The organism is Marinomonas sp. 63XJN7_9_ISO-PGPR-S23-217 (genome assembly GCF_056173515.1).
This window is the reverse complement of the sequence record NZ_CM149678.1, coordinates 3,615,070-3,632,691: the sequence shown is the minus strand read 5'-3', so window position 1 is coordinate 3,632,691 and position 17,622 is coordinate 3,615,070. Positions and strand designations below refer to the sequence as shown.

Sequence of the window (17,622 nt, the reverse complement as noted above, 5' to 3'; positions counted from 1 at the left end):
TGTGGAAATGTGTTCTTTTGTCAATAAAAAGTAAAAAAATTAAGACAGGGGGATAGGAAGAATGTCATCATTAAGGTACTCTTCTAGCAAATTAGCTATGGAAGCGTCTTCTAAACGGATTTTTATTCTGAGTGTTTTATCACTCACTCCTTGTGAAAAAATTTATAAATTATAAGGTTGAATTCTCTTATAAAAATATTTTATCAGTGTACTGTCTTTTATTTCTATTTTGTATGTAGTTAACTGATTTTATTATTTTTTGAGTGGTTCGAATAGAAAGTATGTCTTCTATGTTTTTTTGGGTATTGGTCATCTTAATGGTGTGACTAATAACGGCCTCATTGATAAGGGACATAACTATGCAGATCTCCTTAAAAAATAGAATTCTATTTTTTACTCTTTTTCTCATTTTGATTATTTCATGTATTTTAACTTGGAACGGTTATTACCGGTTCAGTTCATTTAATACGAAGTCTGCTCTAGACAATCAAAAGGTTGAAACCAGTCTTGTTGCAGAGGCCCTTGATGAAAAAATAAATGGCTACTTCAAGGCTTTAAATAGTTTTTCGGTGAGTTTTAACGACGATTTAAACTTTTCCGACCAACAGCAGGTGATTAAGGCTCTAGATAAATTGAAAAAAACAGATCCTCATATTCTGGCGGCGTTTGTGGGGCTGAAAAATGGAAAGTCGTTTGAAGGAGACCGCTTTTTCCCTGGTTTTAACGCAAAAGAGCTAAATAAAGAATGGTATGTTCGTGCCTTTTCAGGTGAGAAAAATATCATTACCAAAGCGTATTTTGGCGAGGGAGAGCAAGCCGATGTGTTCGCATTGGCCTCACCTATTTATCATGATGGTAATGTGGTCGCTGTAGTTTGTATCACATTAAAAGTGGCTGAACTCACAGACTATATTAAAACCTTAGTACCTAAAAATAATGTGTTTGTATATGATGACTCTGGGTATGTCGTCTCAGCCCCTAATAAAGAATTGTTGGGTAAAAATATTTACGATATTCGACCAGACTACAAGAAGTTTTCTTCAAGTCATCCCGTTCTTGACTATTCGATTGATGGTCGTGGTGTGAAGGCCTTTGCAGGAAAGTTAAAGAAATATAATTGGACAGTGGTTTCTTTTACTTGGGACGATGTAGTTTCCAGGCCAAGTCAAGACATGTTGATTGGTTCCATCATTATTTTTGCTGTTTTGATTGTTCTATCCCTATGTATTGTTTATATAGGTGTAGTGAATTTGGTTTACAAACCAATTGGCGGGGAACCAAAAGAAATCTCGCAGATCATTTCTCGAATTGCCAAAGGAGATTTATCCCAACCCTTAAAACAGAACGGTGATGAAACAGGAATTTATGCCTCGATTATTGCTTTGAATAATAAATTATCAGAGATTATCAAAGGTAGTTTGTCGATTTCTGACAGTGTGTCATCGGCTTCCGAAGAATTAACCTTGGTGATGAAGAGTACGGCAGAGAACGCACAAGAAGAACTTAAAGAAGTTGAGTCGATTGCCAATGCGGTGAATGAGTTGTCTAACGCGTCAGAAGAAGTCAGCGCGAACGCTGTTCAGGCAGAGGACCAAGCGAATAAAGCCATAGAGAGTGTAACGAAGGGACACCAAGGGCTAGAAAAATCGATTAACTTAACCCGCTCTATTAATACGACGTTTAATCAAACCGCAGAGATGATTGCCAAGTTACGTGAAGAAACGCTCAATATTGGTGAAGTCACTAATGTCATCAGCTCCATTTCTGAGCAGACAAATTTATTGGCACTCAATGCCGCTATTGAGGCCGCGCGTGCAGGCGAGCAAGGTAGAGGCTTTGCAGTGGTCGCCGATGAAGTTCGAAGTCTTGCTGCGAAGACCCAAGAATCAACATCAACCATTCAAGCAATTATTAATACATTGCAGGATCAGTCCAAAAAAGCCAATGACAATATGATCGAGAATGTGAGGTCAATTGAGGAGTCCGTAGAGCTGGCTGAAAATGTGAAAGTGTCTTTTGATGAATTAACGACGTACGTTCGCACGCTTTCTGACATAAATACTCTTGTCGCTGCAGCGTCTCAAGAACAGTTTAATGTCACGGCAGACATTAATAAAAATACTGCGACAACGGTGGATTTAGTGAATCAAAATGTGTCAGCGGTTGAACAGACTCAGCAGGCGGCAAAAGAGTTGGCACAGTTAGCGTTGAAGCAAAAGAATACATTGGATTTCTTTAAGCATTAGGAGCCACGCCAAGATTCAGAAAGGTTGGCTTATCATTAAAAAGGAGTTGTTGTATATGAAAAGGGACAAACAGGCCTGTTCGGCTGTATCTGAGATGTATTATTCTCGTCGTGATGTATTAAAAAAGACTTTAGCTTGGTCTGGTGTGGCGCTAGGCGGTACTGTTTTATCAGGTAAGCTATTAGCGCAGCCTTTAAGCCTCAACTACCCTGATGAGCATGTCAAAATATTGGATGAGAGCTTTGCCAAGTATCGTTTGTTTAATGCCAGCGTTGAACGCCTCGCGACCGGAATGCGCTGGGTAGAGGGTCCTGTTTGGAGTGGTGATGGACGTTATTTATTGGTTAGCGACATTGCGAATAATCGTATTATGCGCTGGGACGAACTTACGGATGAATTGAGTGTTTACCGTTATAAATCGAACCATTCTAATGGTCTTTGTCGCGATCTTGAAGGACGTCTTATTGCCTGTGAGGGCTCAACGACGGATGTGGAAGGACGTCGCGTAACAAGAACCGAGCACAATGGTACGATTACGGTATTGGCTGATAATTTTGAAGGTAAACGCTTTAACTCTCCTAATGACGTTATTGTAAAACGTGATGGCTCAATTTGGTTTACGGATCCGCCGTTCCAAGCTGGCAGCATGTATGAAGGCAATATTGTGAAAACTGAATTGCCAGATGCTGTCTATCGTATAGATGGACAAACCGGTAAGTTAACGCAAGTGATCACAGAGATTGCTGGCCCTAATGGTTTGTGCTTTTCGCCAGATGAATCCATTTTGTATGTTGTTGATTGTTTGACTGGGCCGAATCGCAAAGTGTGGGCCTACGATGTGGCGTCCGACGGTACGCTAGGGGCTCGTAAAGCGTTTATTTCCAACATTAAGCATGCAGCTTTTGATGGGATTAAATGTGACCAAGATGGCAACCTTTGGTGTGGTTGGGGCAGTGACGGTTCTAAGGGGCAAGATTCTAAGGCGTTAAATGGAGTGATGGTCTTTAACAAACATGGAAAAGCAATAGGTCACATATCATTACCCGAATACTGTGCCAATATTTGTTTTGGAGGCACCAAGGGGAATCGACTCTTTATGGCGGCTTCCCACTCTATCTATTCGCTCTATGTGAACACTCGAGGGGCAACCTTCGTTTAGTGCGAGTATCTTGATTGACGATAAGCACAGCTACTTCAGGCTGTTCGCTTTCTGTCAGCATAGCAAGATAAATGAGCGTCCATTCTAGGGCGCTTTTTTAACTCGAAAAGTATCCATCGATTACAGCGGATGGGGGCCTTAATGCTCAATCAAACTGACGGTTGAGGATGTCATGATCATGTAACTTTCTTAGTTTATACAGTTGTTATGGTTGCTAAATCGTGCTGTTTCCCCCATCCTTTTAATACGATTGATTTTTATTTATCAGTTATTGGTCACGTATTTTGGGGTTACAGCGTAAATATAGGGAGCTTATACATTAAGGTAGCCATGTGATCAGTTGCTCAAGTAAGTGAGTGCACTTACACAATGAGAAAAAGATTATGGAGAGAGCAAGTTATGTCGATAGCAGTGTCGAATTCTAATCGAGGGCAATCTTTAGGTGAAGAGATTGCCAACAGTATCAGTCATGGTCTAGGGCTGGTCGCGGCGATTGTCGGTACGCCGTTTTTAATTATTAGCGCGGTAAAATACGCTGATGTGAGTTTTGTGGTTGGTGTGAGTATTTTCTCTGCCACCATGATTATCTTGTATTTAGCATCGACCTTATATCATGCCATGCCGGCTGGCTGGCAACGAGTCAAAGAAGTTTTTCGGGTCATTGACCATGCGGCGGTCTATTTGTTGATCGCAGGAACCTATACGCCCTTTATGCTGGGTGTATTAAAAGGGGCGTGGGGGTGGTCTCTACTCGGTGCGGTTTGGGGGCTAGCATTGACAGGAGTGGCCTTAAAAGCCTTTGGCCGAGTGTCTCACCCAGCTATTTCAACTGGCTTGTATGTCTTATTGGGCTGGTTGATTTTGGTTGCTATCAACCCATTGATTGAGCGAATGCAGACCGAAGGCTTGTATCTACTGGTGTTAGGTGGCGTACTTTACACCATTGGCGTGCTGTTTTTTGTGTTTGATTCACGAATTAAATACAGCCATTTGATCTGGCATTTGTTTGTTCTCTCTGGAACGGTAAGTCACTTTTTTGCCATTATGTGGTACGGTGCTTAGCCTCTGATTGATCTGCATTAGTTCATTTTAAAAAGCCTTAGTATGTTCCTGCTAGGGCTTTTTTAGTTGTTTCTGAAAAAGCTTTCACTGATTGAATTTATAAGATAGTTGGCATCAGGATCTTGCTAGACAAAGATCATCCACAAGTCAGTCATAGGATGATATATCGCCTTATCTTCAGACTACAATGCTAGGTAGTCGAAAATATAAAATGACATAATCTTCACGAGTCCTGTTCAATCACAAATATCTACAGAATTGATGCGTCTATTCCTATAATCTTAAGAATGTTACTCAGGTAGTTTACTGACAATGATGCAGATTTTACTTGGCTACCGTGCCATCTGCGTTGTTTTGTGCATTCCTATAATCACATTCTAAACGGGTACGAGCAGTAGATACATAATGACAAACCATATTCCCCAAACCACAGTAATTAGCCAATCTGAGTTGATTTTGTCATTAACCACGGCGTTAGATATGACAGAGGGTCAGCCTGTTGAACATTGTATGCGGTGTTGCTGGATAGGCATGCACATCGGAAAAGCTCTGCAGCTCAATGAGCAACAATTGTACGATCTATTTTTTACCATTCTTTTAAAAGATACTGGGTGCAGTAGCAACGCAGCGCGTATCTGTCAGTTGTATGGTACGGATGAACGGCAACTGAAAAATGGTTTTAAAACCATGGATACTAGCCTAAGTGGTGCCATACGCTTTGTGATGAAAAATGCTGGTTCCAACCAAAATTGGTACCAGCGTTTACGAACCACTTTAGATATTTTAAAAAATGGTCCTCAATACGCCAAAGAGGTGATTCACACCCGCTGTACACGCGGAGCGGATATTGCTCGTGAACTATTATTTAATGAAGACGTAGCGCAGAGCATTTACAACCTCGATGAGCACTGGGATGGCGGTGGTTCGCCCCACGGGGTGATAGGCTCTGCGATCCCGTTGTACGCTCGTATTGCACTGACATCACAAATTATAGATGTGTTTCATTATTCGCAAGGCATGTCAGCGGCCATCAAGGAGCTGCGTAAGCGGTCCGGTACGTGGCTGGATCCAGAACTGGTGACCATTGCTATTAACTTACTGAAACAAGAGGATATTGTCACTCCCTTAAGCGCCGATAGTATCAGTGAGCAAGTCTTGGCCATTGCGCCAGTGAGGGCGAGCGAGGCCACGACTGATGACTACTTTGATCGTATTGTGAGGGCGTTTGGGTCGATTATTGATGCCAAAAGCCCATTTACCTCAGGACATAGTGAGCGAGTTGCGATTTTCAGCGATATGATTGCAGCAGAACTTGGGCTATCAGAAACGGATCGTCTATGGATTCGTCGCGGCGCGCGCTTACATGATCTTGGTAAGCTTGGGGTCAGTAATACGATTTTAGATAAGCCTGGCAAGCTTGATGAAGATGAGTGGGAAGCAATGAAACAACATGCTTCTTATACCTACGACATTCTTAAGCTGATCACGCCGTTAGAGCGTTTTGCCTATGTGGCGGCCTCGCATCACGAAAAGCTGGACGGTACAGGTTATCCCCATGGGGTGCGAGATGACGATATCTCACTGGTCACCCGCATCATTACCACCGCTGATATTTTTGATGCGATTACGGCCGAAAGACCATACCGTCAGGCTATCCCGGTAGAGAAAACGCTGGAGATTATGCAGGACAGTGTTGGGACTGCCATCGACAGTCGTTGCTTTGCCGCACTAAAACGCATTATTGCAACGCAGCCAAATGAGATGGCCAATTTGATTTCAGCGCATAAATAGAAAAGCGTTGGATGGTTGCTGCAGAAACATCGAAAGTATTATTGGTCCCCTGAAATCTGCTAATAAGCAGAAATATGGATTGGGGTTTACATACTACATGTTTAGCTAAGATACTGTATCCACTACAAGAGAGGGGGCACAATAAAATCAGGAGTTATACTTTAATATCGATCAATGAACCAATCGTCTTGTTCGACGCATCGATGACTTTAGCATTGGCTTTGGATTCTAGTGCGCTTTGTTTGGCTTCAATTAATCCATCCTGAATCGGCGAACCATATCGAGCATTGTTCGTCGTTGCTTCGTTTTGATTCACATTTCTCTGATTGACGGTTTGAGTCGACGCTTGAGCGACTTTTTGGCTTGCTTGATCCAGTCTATTTTGACTGCCTTGCAGACCATTTTGACCGTATAAGAATGAAGAACCTTGTATATTCATGGTGTTGACCTTGGTTTTTCGGCGCTAATTTAGTACTAAATTCTCTACAGTGTAATGCAAATTACAGTGTTTGTCTGTGACATGACTGGGTTATTTTGTAACCAAGATAGCAATAGGTGTGTTTATTGTCCGATCATTGGCAAAGAGAAGGCATGGCGCAACCCGCTATTTTTGTCAGTTTTTGGTAAAATCTTATCAGTATCTAGTGGTTATCTGTTTGACTTTGCACTATAAGAAGGTATTGGCACCAAGATTGCCTGTTTTGTTGACGAATTCACAAATTGTTGCGAATTTGTTTACAAATCGATTATCTTATCGACATGAGATTGTTACTTGAATTGAGCGATGCCTCAAAATGGCGCTTTACCTGAGGGTTAAGTTGTTCTTTTTTGGTGCGATTTTTGATTTTTTAGCAATCCAAGATATCAGTCGAAATTTCTTTTATAAGCCACTTTGTGTTTACAGTAAATTGGCATAACAGCACTCAAGTAGAGAGAGACAGACATGAAGAAACTAGTTGCAGCGATTATGATGTTGTTTTATGTGGGTATTGCATCCGCATCTGATAATGATCTATGGGAAAAGTCCACTCTTAATCAAATCGTTAAGCGTGGCTCACTGGAAGTGTGTTTGGAAGCTGGCTATATGCCGTTCGAAATGCGCGATAAAGCTGGCCGTATTGTCGGTTTTGACGTCGACATGGCGAAAACAATGGCACATGCCATGGATGTTAAATTGGTTCTTCGAAACACCGATTGGGATGGTATTATTCCGGCGCTATTAACGTCTAAATGTGACATCATCATGTCTGGTATGACTATTACGGCTCAACGTAACTTGAAAGTGAATTTTGCCCACCCTTATATCGTTATTGGTCAGACGATCCTGATTAATCCTAAGCTAAAAGGCATCGTGAAAAGCTATCAAGATTTGAACAATCCTAAATACACCATCGCAACAAAATTGGGCGTAACCGGTGAAATTGCGACCAAAAAGTTGATGGGTAAAGCTAAGCTGCAACTGTTTGGAACTGAGTCTGAGGCGGCGCTACAAGTTGTTAATGGTAAAGCGGATGCGTTTGTTTACGATTTACCTTATAACGCCATCTATGCGGCGCAAAACGAAGGGAAAGTGGTTCTTCTTGATAAACCATTTACCTATGAGCCATTGGCTTGGGCGATCCGCAAAGGTGATCCAGATTTCCTAAACTTCCTAAATAATTACTTGGCGCAAGTTAAAGGCGACGGTACTTACGATAAAATTTACCACAAGTGGTTCAAAACCAAAGAGTGGTTAAGTACGGTTCAATAACAACGTCAATCACGTCCTATGGGCGAGGCAAGGTTGCCTCGCCTCTTATTCGCAAGATAGCGCCTTCTATTCTTTATTTTGTTGGCATTTAGCCATTGTTATTAACGTTTTATAGTGGTTACGACGAAATGAAATGCAACATACGGGGAATGCTTAACCGATGAAAAAGCAAAAAAATCTGCTTTTATGGAAAATGCTATATGTCCTTATCATGATAGGAATTGGATATGGAGTATATGCATCAAGTAAAAGCCTTAGTTATAACTGGCGTTGGGAGCGTATTCCCCAGTACCTTATTAGCTTCCAACCTACTGATATTAATGCTCCTTTTGATGGCTCTGTCGAGTCGGTAAATCCCAAAGAGCACAAAATAGTATTAAAATCTGATTCAGGCCAAACCTTTGTTGTCACAAAGTACGATAAAGCCATCGCGCATACGGGTGATTTGGTTTTTGAAGGCGATACGGTCGCGACGATAAAAGGCTGGCATTTGGGCTCTATTTCTTGGGGCTTAGTCATGACTCTGAAAATTTCTGCGGTGGCATTGGTTTTTGCGATGATCATCGGGTTATTTACAGGTCTGGCACGTATTTCTCATAATCCAGTATTGCGATATTTGTCTGTAACTTACATTGAGGTGGTTCGTGGGACGCCGCTTTTGGTGCAGATCTTTATCTTCTATTTCTTTATTGGCACCGTGTTGAATCTTGATCGGTTTACGGCTGGTGTGGCCGCGCTTGCTGTTTTTACGGGGGCGTACATTGCCGAAATTATTCGAGCAGGGATTCAGTCTATTCACCCAGGCCAAATGGAAGCCGCTCGCAGTTTGGGAATGAATTATATTAAGGCCATGGTATATGTGATTTTGCCACAGGCTTTTAAACGTACCTTGCCTCCTTTAGCTGGTCAGTTTATTAACTTGATTAAAGATTCTTCCTTGGTGTCAGTCATTTCGATTACCGATTTAACAAAAGCAGGCCGTGAGGTTGTGAGCTCGACGTTTGCACCATTTGAGGTATGGTTTACTGTTGCGCTCTTGTACCTAGTGCTTACAGGAAGCCTGTCTTGGGTTATTCAAAAGTTAGAGAAGAGGTTATCAGCCAGTGACTAATCCCATTTTGAAAGACAGTATTATTGTCGCTGACAGCGTGGAAAAAATTTATCCCAATGGATGTCACGCCCTTAAAAAAGTATCGCTTAATATCCAAAAAGGTGAGGTTGTGGTGATTATTGGGCCAAGTGGCTCGGGCAAATCGACTTTTTTGCGAACCTTAAATCAGCTGGAGACCATATCAGACGGGACGATTCATATTGATGACATCAATTTGACTCACAAAGAGACCAATATCAACAAAGTGCGAGAGGAAGTGGGGATGGTTTTCCAGTCCTTTAACTTGTTCCCCCACAAAACGGCATTGGGTAATGTGATGTTGTCACCCATGAAAGTACTCAAAAAGTCTGCAAAAGAGGCGGAAGCCGAGGCAAAAGACTTACTGGCTAAAGTCGGTTTGGCGGATAGGATGAATAACTATCCGTCGCATCTTTCTGGAGGGCAACAACAACGTGTCGCCATCGCCAGAGCGTTGGCGATGAGTCCTAAAATTATGCTGTTTGATGAGCCAACCAGTGCACTTGACCCAGAAATGGTGGGGGAAGTATTGGATGTCATGAAGAGTCTTGCTGGTGGTGGTATGACCATGGTGGTCGTCACGCATGAAATGGGCTTTGCTAGAGAAGTGGCTGATCGAGTGGTGTTCATGGAAAATGGTGAATTGGTGTTTGAAGAAACGCCAGATCGTTTCTTTGAATCCGATAACCAGCGTTTACAGCGCTTTCTTGGACAAGTGCTTTAACCTTCTGTTTTTAGATGTGATATAAAGAGCCTTGGTAGGGTGCACCTGCCAAGGCTTTTTTTTGAGCATTTTTCGTACCCAGCATAAAAAGAGTAAACGGCAATGCGTTCACAGGAGATTTTGTTGATTTATGATAAGGACTGTCCCGCTTGCCATTACTACTGTCAAATTGTGCGTATTCGTGACAGTGTGGGAAACCTAGTCCTGATCGATGCTCGCGAAAACAGTACTGTAATGAAAGAGATTACTGACCGTGGTTTGGATATCGACCAAGGCATGGTGTTGAAAATGCATGGGCAGTTTTATTATGGTGCAGATGCCATTCATGCCTTATCCTTGCTGAGTAGTCGGTCGGGACTGTTTAACCGTTTTAACTTTTGGTTATTTCGTTCGAAAAAGTTGGCTTTAGTGCTTTATCCTATATTGCGCTCTTGCCGTAATCTGTTGCTAAAAATACTAGGAAAAACAAAGATCAATAATTTGGATTTGCCGGATAACGATCATTTTTAGCGAGATAAACGCTGTGTAAGCCCGGTTTCGAACGATATCATGATCGTATTCTAGTTCCCTATGGTTTACATTAGCGCATGAATATGAGTAGGGGCAGGTTATAAATATAGTGCCATATTTTTATTGAGAAAATTACTATGAAAACACTAAAAGACATGACTTTCTTTGAGCGTTTTGAAGCCGATATTCTGCGTGATAAAAAAGTCATCACGATTCGCGATGCATCCGAGAGTCACTACCAAGTTGGCTCAGTGGTGAATGTGTCGACTTTTGAAACTGGTCGTTATTTTTGTCAGTTACGTATCTTATCGGTAGAGCCTATTGCTTTTTCGTCGCTTGATGAGGAGCATGCAAAACAAGAAAACATGACTCTGCCAGAACTAAAAGATATTATTCGAGATATTTATCCAAGAATTGAAACACTTTTTGTCATTACCTATGAGCGCTTAGCAGACTCATAAGCTTTGACTAAGTGTTATAAAACAAAGCTAAACAGCAGTATTATGATAGACATCTTCTTTTTGAATAAAGCTTTTTTCCATTAGTCAATACCCTCTATTTATCTTAAATAATCATTGCTCTCGATGTGATTGCTTCTATAATTCGCTTATTTTTATCTCTAAAACCGTTTGTAGAGTAATTGATGGTTGACTTTATCAGTTTTTCCCCTACGTGTTTTAACCGTTAGCGCTTCTTTTATGAAGTGAGGAAAAGTTATGAGTGATCTGGTTAGTATTGGTATCTTAATAATGGCCAGTGCATTTTTTGCTATGTCTGAAATTGGAATGGCAGCGGCACGAAAAATAAAATTGCGGGTCATGTCGGAAGAGGGTAACAGCAAGGCGGATGCGGTGATTGCATTACAAGAGAATCCTGGTGCCTTTTTTGCCATGATCCAGATTGCCTTGAATGCGATTTCTATCCTAGGTGGAATTATTGGTGAGCAGGCCTTGACACCTTATATCAAAGAGGCTGTGGGATTGGTGTACAATGGTGCGCTGCTTGACCAAGTCAGCTTTATGCTCTCTTTTTTGTGTGTCACCTCACTGTTTATTTTATTTGCTGACCTTTTGCCTAAGCGTTTAGCCATTATCATGCCGGAGGCTATTGCAATACGCATGGTCACACCGATGCGATGGATTACTTTTTTACTCATGCCCGCCGTGTTTTTATTTAATGGGTTGACGAACATCGTTTTGCGACTTTTTAACATACCGACCCAACGTGAAGATATGGTTACTACAGAAGACATTGTTGCCATGATGGAAGCAGGGGCGGAATCAGGTAGTTTGCAAAAACAAGAGTATCAATTAATTGGCAATGTATTCGAGTTGGATTCGTTAACGATTGGCAGTGCCATGACGACTCGAGATCAAATTATCTATTTCGATGTTCAAGAGAGCAGTGAAGATATTAGTAATAAAATCATCGAGCATCCGCACAACGATTTTCTTGTGTGTGAAGGCAGCTTGGATAAGCTCGTTGGCATTATTGAATCGAAGGAGATTCTGCGGATGGTGCTAAAAGGAGAGCCTGCCAAAATTCACCCAGAACGTATTGATAAAGATATCTTCTATTTGCCAGAAACCCTGACCTTGTCTGAATCATTAAACGCCTTCAAAGTAGCGCCTCAGCCTTTTGCCGTGGTGGTTAATGAATATGGCACAATTGTTGGTATTGTGACCATGAAGGACTTGTTGAGCAGCTTTATGGGAGAATTGATTACCCCCCAAGATGAAGAGCAGATCGTGCAGCGTGATGCGGATTCTTGGTTAATTGAGGGGTTAACACCCATTATTGATGTGATGCGCAGTTTAGGCATCGAAGATTTCCCAGATCGAAATCAATACGAAACCATTGCCGGATTTATGATCTACACCTTAAAACGGGTACCTAAAAGAACAGATTTCTTTATCCACCAGGGATATAAGTTTGAAGTATTGGATTTGGATGGGGTGCGTGTCGAGCAGCTGCTTGTGACGAGGGTGAAACCCTAACTGTGCCGATGTGAGTCTTTTCTGACTATTACGTTATAACAAAATTCTAAAAAGCTATTAAAAGTTTTTTTTCAAAAAAAATAAACTATAACTGTGTAACTATTGTGCCAATCAAACCCGTTTCCTTTTCCTCATTTTCACTCTCGCATAAAATAAGCGTAATTAATTCACTAGGAATATGAAATCATGAAAAAATTACTAGCAACCAGTCTGTTGCTATGTCTGAGTAGTTTCTCTGTGTTGGCAGCCACCCCACCTAATGCGCTAGTGGTTGCTCAGTCCTTAGATGATGTGACCAGTTTAGATCCTGCTCAAGGCTTTGAATTAACCTCAGTGCAAACCTTTACCAATGTATATCAACGCTTGGTTCAGGCAAATCCAAAGAAACCAACTGAGCTAGAGCCAACCTTGGCGGCAAGTTGGGTGTCTACGCCAAAAAGTTTGACCATTACTTTACGTAAAGGGGCTGAGTTTGCCAGTGGTAACCCGGTTCGCCCTGAAGATGTGGTTTTTTCCCTTGCTCGTGTGGTGAAGTTGAATTTGTCACCGTCTTTTATTTTGACGCAGTTGGGTTGGAATAAAGACAATGTGGACAGTCATATTCAAAAAGTGGCCGATAATAAGGTGAAAATTACTTGGGATGTTAATGTCGGTCCATCGTTTGTTTTGAGTCTTTTGTCTGCGCCAGTGTCTTCGATTGTCGACGAAAAAACGGTAATGGCTCATGCGACCAATGGTGACTTTGGTCATGCTTGGTTGAATGATCATTCGGCAGGCAGTGGACCATTCCAAATCAGACAATATACACCTCATGAAGCCTTGGTGTTAACGGCGAATAAAACGTCTCCAGGCGGCGCGCCCAAATTAAGCATGATTTTGATGAAAAACGTGCCTGATGCGGCAACCCGTCAGTTATTGATCGAACAGGGTGATGCGGATATTGCCCGTAATTTAGGGGCGGATCAGTTCCAATCTTTAAAAGATAAACCTGGTGTGAAAACGCTGGCGTTGCCTTATGCATCTTTGTATTTCATTTTGTTTAATACCAAAGCACAAAACAATCCTGATTTAGCAAACCCTGCGTTTTGGGAAGCGGCACATTGGGCATTTGACTATAAAGGCATTGCTGTGGACTTGATGCGCGGTCAGTTCCAAGTTCAACAGTCTTTTTTACCACAAGGTTTTAAAGGGGCATTAAAGGATCAGCCATACCATTATGATCCAGAAAAAGCCAAAGCCATCTTGAAAAAGGCGGGTATTAAGAATCCACACTTCAAGTTGATCGTGAGTAATCAGCCTCCATACTTGGATGTCGCGCAAGCGGTGCAAGCCAGTTTTGCCCGTGCAGGGATTAAAGTCGAGCTCATCCCTGGTGTGAGCAGCCAAGTATCAAGCGAAGTCAATACTCATCATTTTGAAGCGACGGTATCAGCTTGGGGACCAGATTATTTTGATCCGAATACCAACGCGTCAGCGTTTGCTTATAACCCAGAAAATGGCTCAAAAACCCTTGCATGGCGTGCAAACTGGCAAATACCAGAATTGAGCAAAATGACGCTTGCGGCTCGTGCTGAGACGAATGAAGCGAAACGTACTCAAATGTACGAAACGCTACAACGTAAAGTGCGAGAAAACTCACCGATTGTGGTGGGTTTGCAAAACAAAAAACTGGTTGCCATTCGTAGTGACCTAAAAGGTTATGTGCAAGGCATCATGCCTGATATGGTTTATTACAAGAACGTTTCTAAATAATGAGCACTTCAACTCACTCAGTCGGCGTTAAACGCCGACTTTGGATAGGCCGCAGCCAGCGTTTGGCGAGCGGCCTTATTTCATTGGCACTGACCTTGTTTGGTTTGTTGATCTTTACTTTTATTTTGTCACGAGCGGCACCAGTCGATCCTGTGTTGCAGCTAGTAGGGGACCATGCCAGCCAAGCGACGTACGACCAAGCGCGTCACGAACTAGGTCTAGACCAACCCTTGCCGATGCAGTTTTTGCATTATCTGGGGCGTTTGAGCCATGGGGATTTAGGCGTCTCTCAACTTACACAGCAGCCGGTTATTAATGACTTGATGCGCACTTTTCCTGCAACTATTGAGCTGGCAACTTGCGCAATGGTCTTTGGGGCCTTGTTCGGCATCTTACTCGCGGCCATGGCGGTTTTTAAGTCGGGCAGCTGGATGGATCACCTCGCGCGCTTTATCTCCTTATTAGGCTATTCTGTGCCTGTGTTTTGGTTAGGCTTGTTAGGTCTTTTACTGTTTTATGCCACGTTGCATTGGTCGGCGGGGCCTGGGAGATTAGACGACATTTATACCTATACCATGACGCAACATAGTGGTTTTGTCTTGTTAGATGCCCTTCGCAGTGGTGATTCCTCGATATTGAAAAATGCCATTGCCCATTTATGGTTGCCTGTTGCTGTTCTGGCATTACTTTCTATGGCGTCGATCACTCGCTTATTACGCGCCGTGATGCTGGAAGAAAGTAATAAAGAATATGTGATCTTGGCGCAAGCCAAAGGAGCGAGTCGGCTGCGTATCATCCTTGTGCATATATTTCCGAACGTTTTGGGGACCTTAATTACCATCCTCGCGCTTTCCTACGCTAGCTTACTGGAAGGGGCTGTATTGACCGAAACGGTATTTGCTTGGCCGGGTCTGGGGCGGTATTTGACCAGTGCGTTGTTTGCATCGGACATTTCTGCTGTATTAGGGGCAACCTTGTTAATAGGTACGTGTTTTATTCTGCTGAACGCGTTTGCAGACGCACTGACAAAATGGGTGGACCCGAGAACACGATGATAAATTCTAGTCTTCAAAAAGACCCTTTAGAAAAGAGTACGAAGAGAATCGCCAGCGGACTTCATTTACCACATTGGCTAAATACCTTTAATGTGGGTTTGGTGATGGTGGTGATCCTGCTTGGGCTGGCGTTATTGGCGCCGCTTCTTTCCCCCTTTGACCCAAACCTTCAGAACATTCAAGATCGATTGTTAGCGCCTGATGCACAGCATTGGTTTGGTACAGACCGTTTTGGTCGAGATTTATTCTCACGCGTATTGTACGGAGCACGTCCAACACTCATTCTGGTAAGTTTAGTGGTTATTCTAACCGTGCCTATTGGTTTAATCGTGGGGATTTGCGCTGGCTATTTTGGTGGCTGGACTGAGCGTGTATTAATGCGTATGACGGACATTGTTATGTCATTGCCAAGCTTGGTCATTGCGCTGGCGTTGGTGTCGATTTTAGGGCCGGGTTTGATGAATGGCGCTTTGGCGCTCGCCTTTACCAGTTGGCCGTCTTTTGCTCGCCAAGCGCGCACGGAAACCTTATCTATTCGTCGTAGTGACTATTTATCTGCTGCAAAAATGCAGGGGATAACTGGCTGGCGTTTGATTGTTGGTCATATTTTGCCTTTGGTGTTGCCTAGCGCGATTGTTCGGGCCGCTTTAAACCTAGGAGGAATTATTCTTGCGGCGGCAGGTTTGGGGTTTTTAGGTATGGGGATTCAGCCGCCAACGGCAGAGTGGGGGTCAATGGTGTCTAGTGGTAGCCGAGTGATCTTTGATCAATGGTGGGTAGCCGCTGTACCTGGCTTTGCTATTTTGTTTGCTAGCCTTGCATTTAATCTGCTTGGTGATGGCTTAAGAGATAAAATGGACCCTCGTCATGACAAATAACAGCAGTTTGATACAGGTCGAGAACCTACATATTAGTCTAGAAGATGGCACCGAATTGGTTAAAGGTATCGACTTCGCCATGGGGCGTGAGCGTGTTGCTTTGGTGGGGGAATCCGGCTCAGGTAAGTCACTGACTGCGCGCTCTTTAATGGGCTTGTTGCCAGCATCATTGCATGTTCAGGCTAACCGTTTTGAGTTGCTTAGTGAGGCGGTGTTGTCATACAGCCAGCGTCAGTGGCTTCAATTGCGTGGTAAACAGGTGTCTATGGTATTACAAGACCCAAAATACGCCTTGAACCCATCGCAAAACATTGGCCGGCAAGTAGAAGAACCTTTGGTGCTTCATCAATCTCTGGCCAAAAAAGCACGAGTTGAAAAAGTCGAACATATGTTGGAGGCGGTTGGCTTGCCTAACCCTGCTAAACTTCGCAAGCTTTATCCACACCAATTATCCGGCGGCATGGGGCAGCGTGTCATGCTTGCCATCGCGCTGATTAATGATCCGCAATTTTTGATTGCCGATGAGCCCACTTCCGCCTTGGATCATGCCGTACGCGACCAAGTGCTAGAGCTGATTGCGTCTTTAGTTGAGGAACGGAATATGGGGCTGCTGCTGATTAGCCACGATTTACAGCAGGTAGCCGATTACTCTGAACGTGTATTGGTGATGTATCAAGGTCAATTGATCGATCAGTTACCTGCTTCCCAGCTGTCCAATGCGACACATCCCTATACGCAAACCTTGTGGTCTTGTCGACCCAATATTGATAAGCGAGGGCAAGCGCTTCCGGTGCTGGATCGAGGAGCATTAGCGACCTTAACCGAAGGAGCAGCCAAATGAGTATGCTTGAATTAAAAGACGTAAGCATCAGTCATGTACAAGGCTTGGAAAAAAACACGGTTGTTCATGATGTGAATGTATCGGTAAAAGCGGGTGAGTGTTTTGGTTTGGTGGGCCCTTCGGGTTGTGGCAAATCCACCTTGCTTTGGGTATTGGCGGGGTTGAACCCACATTGGAGTGGCGGTATACAGCTACTTGATCAGCCATTAACGCCTGGTAAAGTCTTTAGCGGTGAATTACGCCGTCGTGTACAGATGGTGTTTCAAGATCCCTATGCCTCGTTGCATCCTAAACACCGTTTGCGTCGAGCCTTGTCTGAACCATTAAAGCTGCTTGGCTATCAGGACATCGATGATCGACTCAGCGAAGGCTTTAAGCTTGTGGGTTTAACGGAAAATATGATTGACCGCTATCCCCATCAGTTGTCAGGCGGGCAGCGTCAACGTGTCGCGATTATCCGAGCTTTGCTGCTGGAACCCAAGCTTCTTCTACTGGACGAACCCACATCTGCATTGGATATGTCGGTTCAGGCGGAAATACTTAACTTGCTAAACGAGTTAAAGGCCAAGCGTGATTTGACGATGGTCATGGTCAGTCATGATCCTGAAGTGGTGGATTACATGTGTGATCATGCTGTTACCATGAAAGCCGGACGGATTGATAAGGAAACTTTCTACGATTAGGCTCAAAGCCTATTGAATACGAGACATCAAGTTTGCCATGCTGCT

Annotated in this window: 16 protein-coding genes; 15 read left to right on the top strand and 1 reads right to left on the bottom strand. The window is 43.2% G+C overall.

The features are described from left to right. Positions 1–359: 359 nt before the first annotated feature. The 4 genes from AC0VYI_RS16995 to AC0VYI_RS16980 all read left to right on the top strand — a co-directional run bounded on the left by AC0VYI_RS16995 (position 360) and on the right by AC0VYI_RS16980 (position 6,258). A complete protein-coding gene (locus tag AC0VYI_RS16995; protein ID WP_475444355.1) occupies positions 360–2,246 on the top strand; it encodes a methyl-accepting chemotaxis protein in 1,887 nt (628 codons plus the stop codon). 55 nt (positions 2,247–2,301) lie between these two features. Then, positions 2,302–3,405, top strand: a complete 1,104-nt coding sequence (locus tag AC0VYI_RS16990) for an SMP-30/gluconolactonase/LRE family protein (protein WP_475444353.1) — start codon at positions 2,302–2,304, stop codon at positions 3,403–3,405. 399 nt (positions 3,406–3,804) lie between these two features. Next, positions 3,805–4,467: a PAQR family membrane homeostasis protein TrhA gene (gene trhA, locus AC0VYI_RS16985; protein ID WP_199475123.1), complete on the top strand. Its 663-nt coding sequence runs from the start codon at positions 3,805–3,807 to the stop codon at positions 4,465–4,467. A gap of 405 nt (positions 4,468–4,872) precedes the next feature. Beyond that, on the top strand, positions 4,873–6,258 hold the full coding sequence (locus tag AC0VYI_RS16980; RefSeq protein ID WP_475444351.1) for an HD-GYP domain-containing protein: 1,386 nt from the start codon (positions 4,873–4,875) through the stop codon (positions 6,256–6,258). A 154-nt stretch (positions 6,259–6,412) separates the two neighbouring features. Here the strand turns inward: AC0VYI_RS16980 and AC0VYI_RS16975 are convergent, their stop codons facing one another. Beyond that, entirely contained in the window at positions 6,413–6,697 is a 285-nt protein-coding gene (locus AC0VYI_RS16975) for a hypothetical protein (RefSeq protein ID WP_199475127.1), read from the bottom strand. A gap of 504 nt (positions 6,698–7,201) precedes the next feature. Between AC0VYI_RS16975 and AC0VYI_RS16970 the strand changes: the two genes are divergently transcribed. From AC0VYI_RS16970 to AC0VYI_RS16920, 11 genes are all read left to right on the top strand, one after another. Continuing rightward, positions 7,202–8,008, top strand: coding sequence for a transporter substrate-binding domain-containing protein (locus AC0VYI_RS16970; protein ID WP_475444349.1), 807 nt, complete (start codon positions 7,202–7,204; stop codon positions 8,006–8,008). A gap of 211 nt (positions 8,009–8,219) precedes the next feature. Beyond that, complete coding sequence (locus AC0VYI_RS16965; protein WP_475444347.1) at positions 8,220–9,119, top strand: amino acid ABC transporter permease; 900 nt, start codon at positions 8,220–8,222, stop codon at positions 9,117–9,119. Next, positions 9,112–9,861 carry an amino acid ABC transporter ATP-binding protein gene (locus AC0VYI_RS16960; protein WP_325097259.1) on the top strand — a complete coding sequence of 250 codons (750 nt, stop codon included), beginning with the start codon at positions 9,112–9,114 and terminating at the stop codon, positions 9,859–9,861. Before AC0VYI_RS16965 ends, AC0VYI_RS16960 begins: the two co-directional genes overlap by 8 nt. Positions 9,862–9,963: 102 nt before the next feature. After that, positions 9,964–10,371 carry a DCC1-like thiol-disulfide oxidoreductase family protein gene (locus AC0VYI_RS16955; protein WP_475444345.1) on the top strand — a complete coding sequence of 136 codons (408 nt, stop codon included), beginning with the start codon at positions 9,964–9,966 and terminating at the stop codon, positions 10,369–10,371. A 137-nt stretch (positions 10,372–10,508) separates the two neighbouring features. Beyond that, positions 10,509–10,832 carry a N(4)-acetylcytidine aminohydrolase gene (gene yqfB / locus AC0VYI_RS16950; protein ID WP_475444343.1) on the top strand — a complete coding sequence of 108 codons (324 nt, stop codon included), beginning with the start codon at positions 10,509–10,511 and terminating at the stop codon, positions 10,830–10,832. A 255-nt stretch (positions 10,833–11,087) separates the two neighbouring features. Then, positions 11,088–12,368 (top strand): polyamine export protein PaeA, encoded by a 1,281-nt coding sequence (paeA, locus tag AC0VYI_RS16945; protein WP_475444341.1) that lies wholly within the window; start codon positions 11,088–11,090, stop codon positions 12,366–12,368. A 186-nt stretch (positions 12,369–12,554) separates the two neighbouring features. Next, the gene (locus tag AC0VYI_RS16940; RefSeq protein ID WP_475444339.1) at positions 12,555–14,120 is read left to right on the top strand and encodes an ABC transporter substrate-binding protein; all 1,566 of its coding nucleotides are present in this window, start codon (positions 12,555–12,557) and stop codon (positions 14,118–14,120) included. Beyond that, on the top strand, positions 14,120–15,175 hold the full coding sequence (locus tag AC0VYI_RS16935; protein ID WP_475444337.1) for an ABC transporter permease: 1,056 nt from the start codon (positions 14,120–14,122) through the stop codon (positions 15,173–15,175). The genes AC0VYI_RS16940 and AC0VYI_RS16935 overlap by 1 nt, the downstream gene beginning before the upstream one ends. Beyond that, positions 15,172–16,053 carry an ABC transporter permease gene (locus AC0VYI_RS16930; RefSeq protein WP_475444335.1) on the top strand — a complete coding sequence of 294 codons (882 nt, stop codon included), beginning with the start codon at positions 15,172–15,174 and terminating at the stop codon, positions 16,051–16,053. The genes AC0VYI_RS16935 and AC0VYI_RS16930 overlap by 4 nt, the downstream gene beginning before the upstream one ends. Further along, positions 16,043–16,894 carry an ABC transporter ATP-binding protein gene (locus AC0VYI_RS16925; RefSeq protein WP_475444333.1) on the top strand — a complete coding sequence of 284 codons (852 nt, stop codon included), beginning with the start codon at positions 16,043–16,045 and terminating at the stop codon, positions 16,892–16,894. Before AC0VYI_RS16930 ends, AC0VYI_RS16925 begins: the two co-directional genes overlap by 11 nt. Further along, on the top strand, positions 16,891–17,577 hold the full coding sequence (locus AC0VYI_RS16920; RefSeq protein WP_475444331.1) for an ABC transporter ATP-binding protein: 687 nt from the start codon (positions 16,891–16,893) through the stop codon (positions 17,575–17,577). Before AC0VYI_RS16925 ends, AC0VYI_RS16920 begins: the two co-directional genes overlap by 4 nt. The last annotated feature ends 45 nt before the right edge of the window (positions 17,578–17,622 follow it).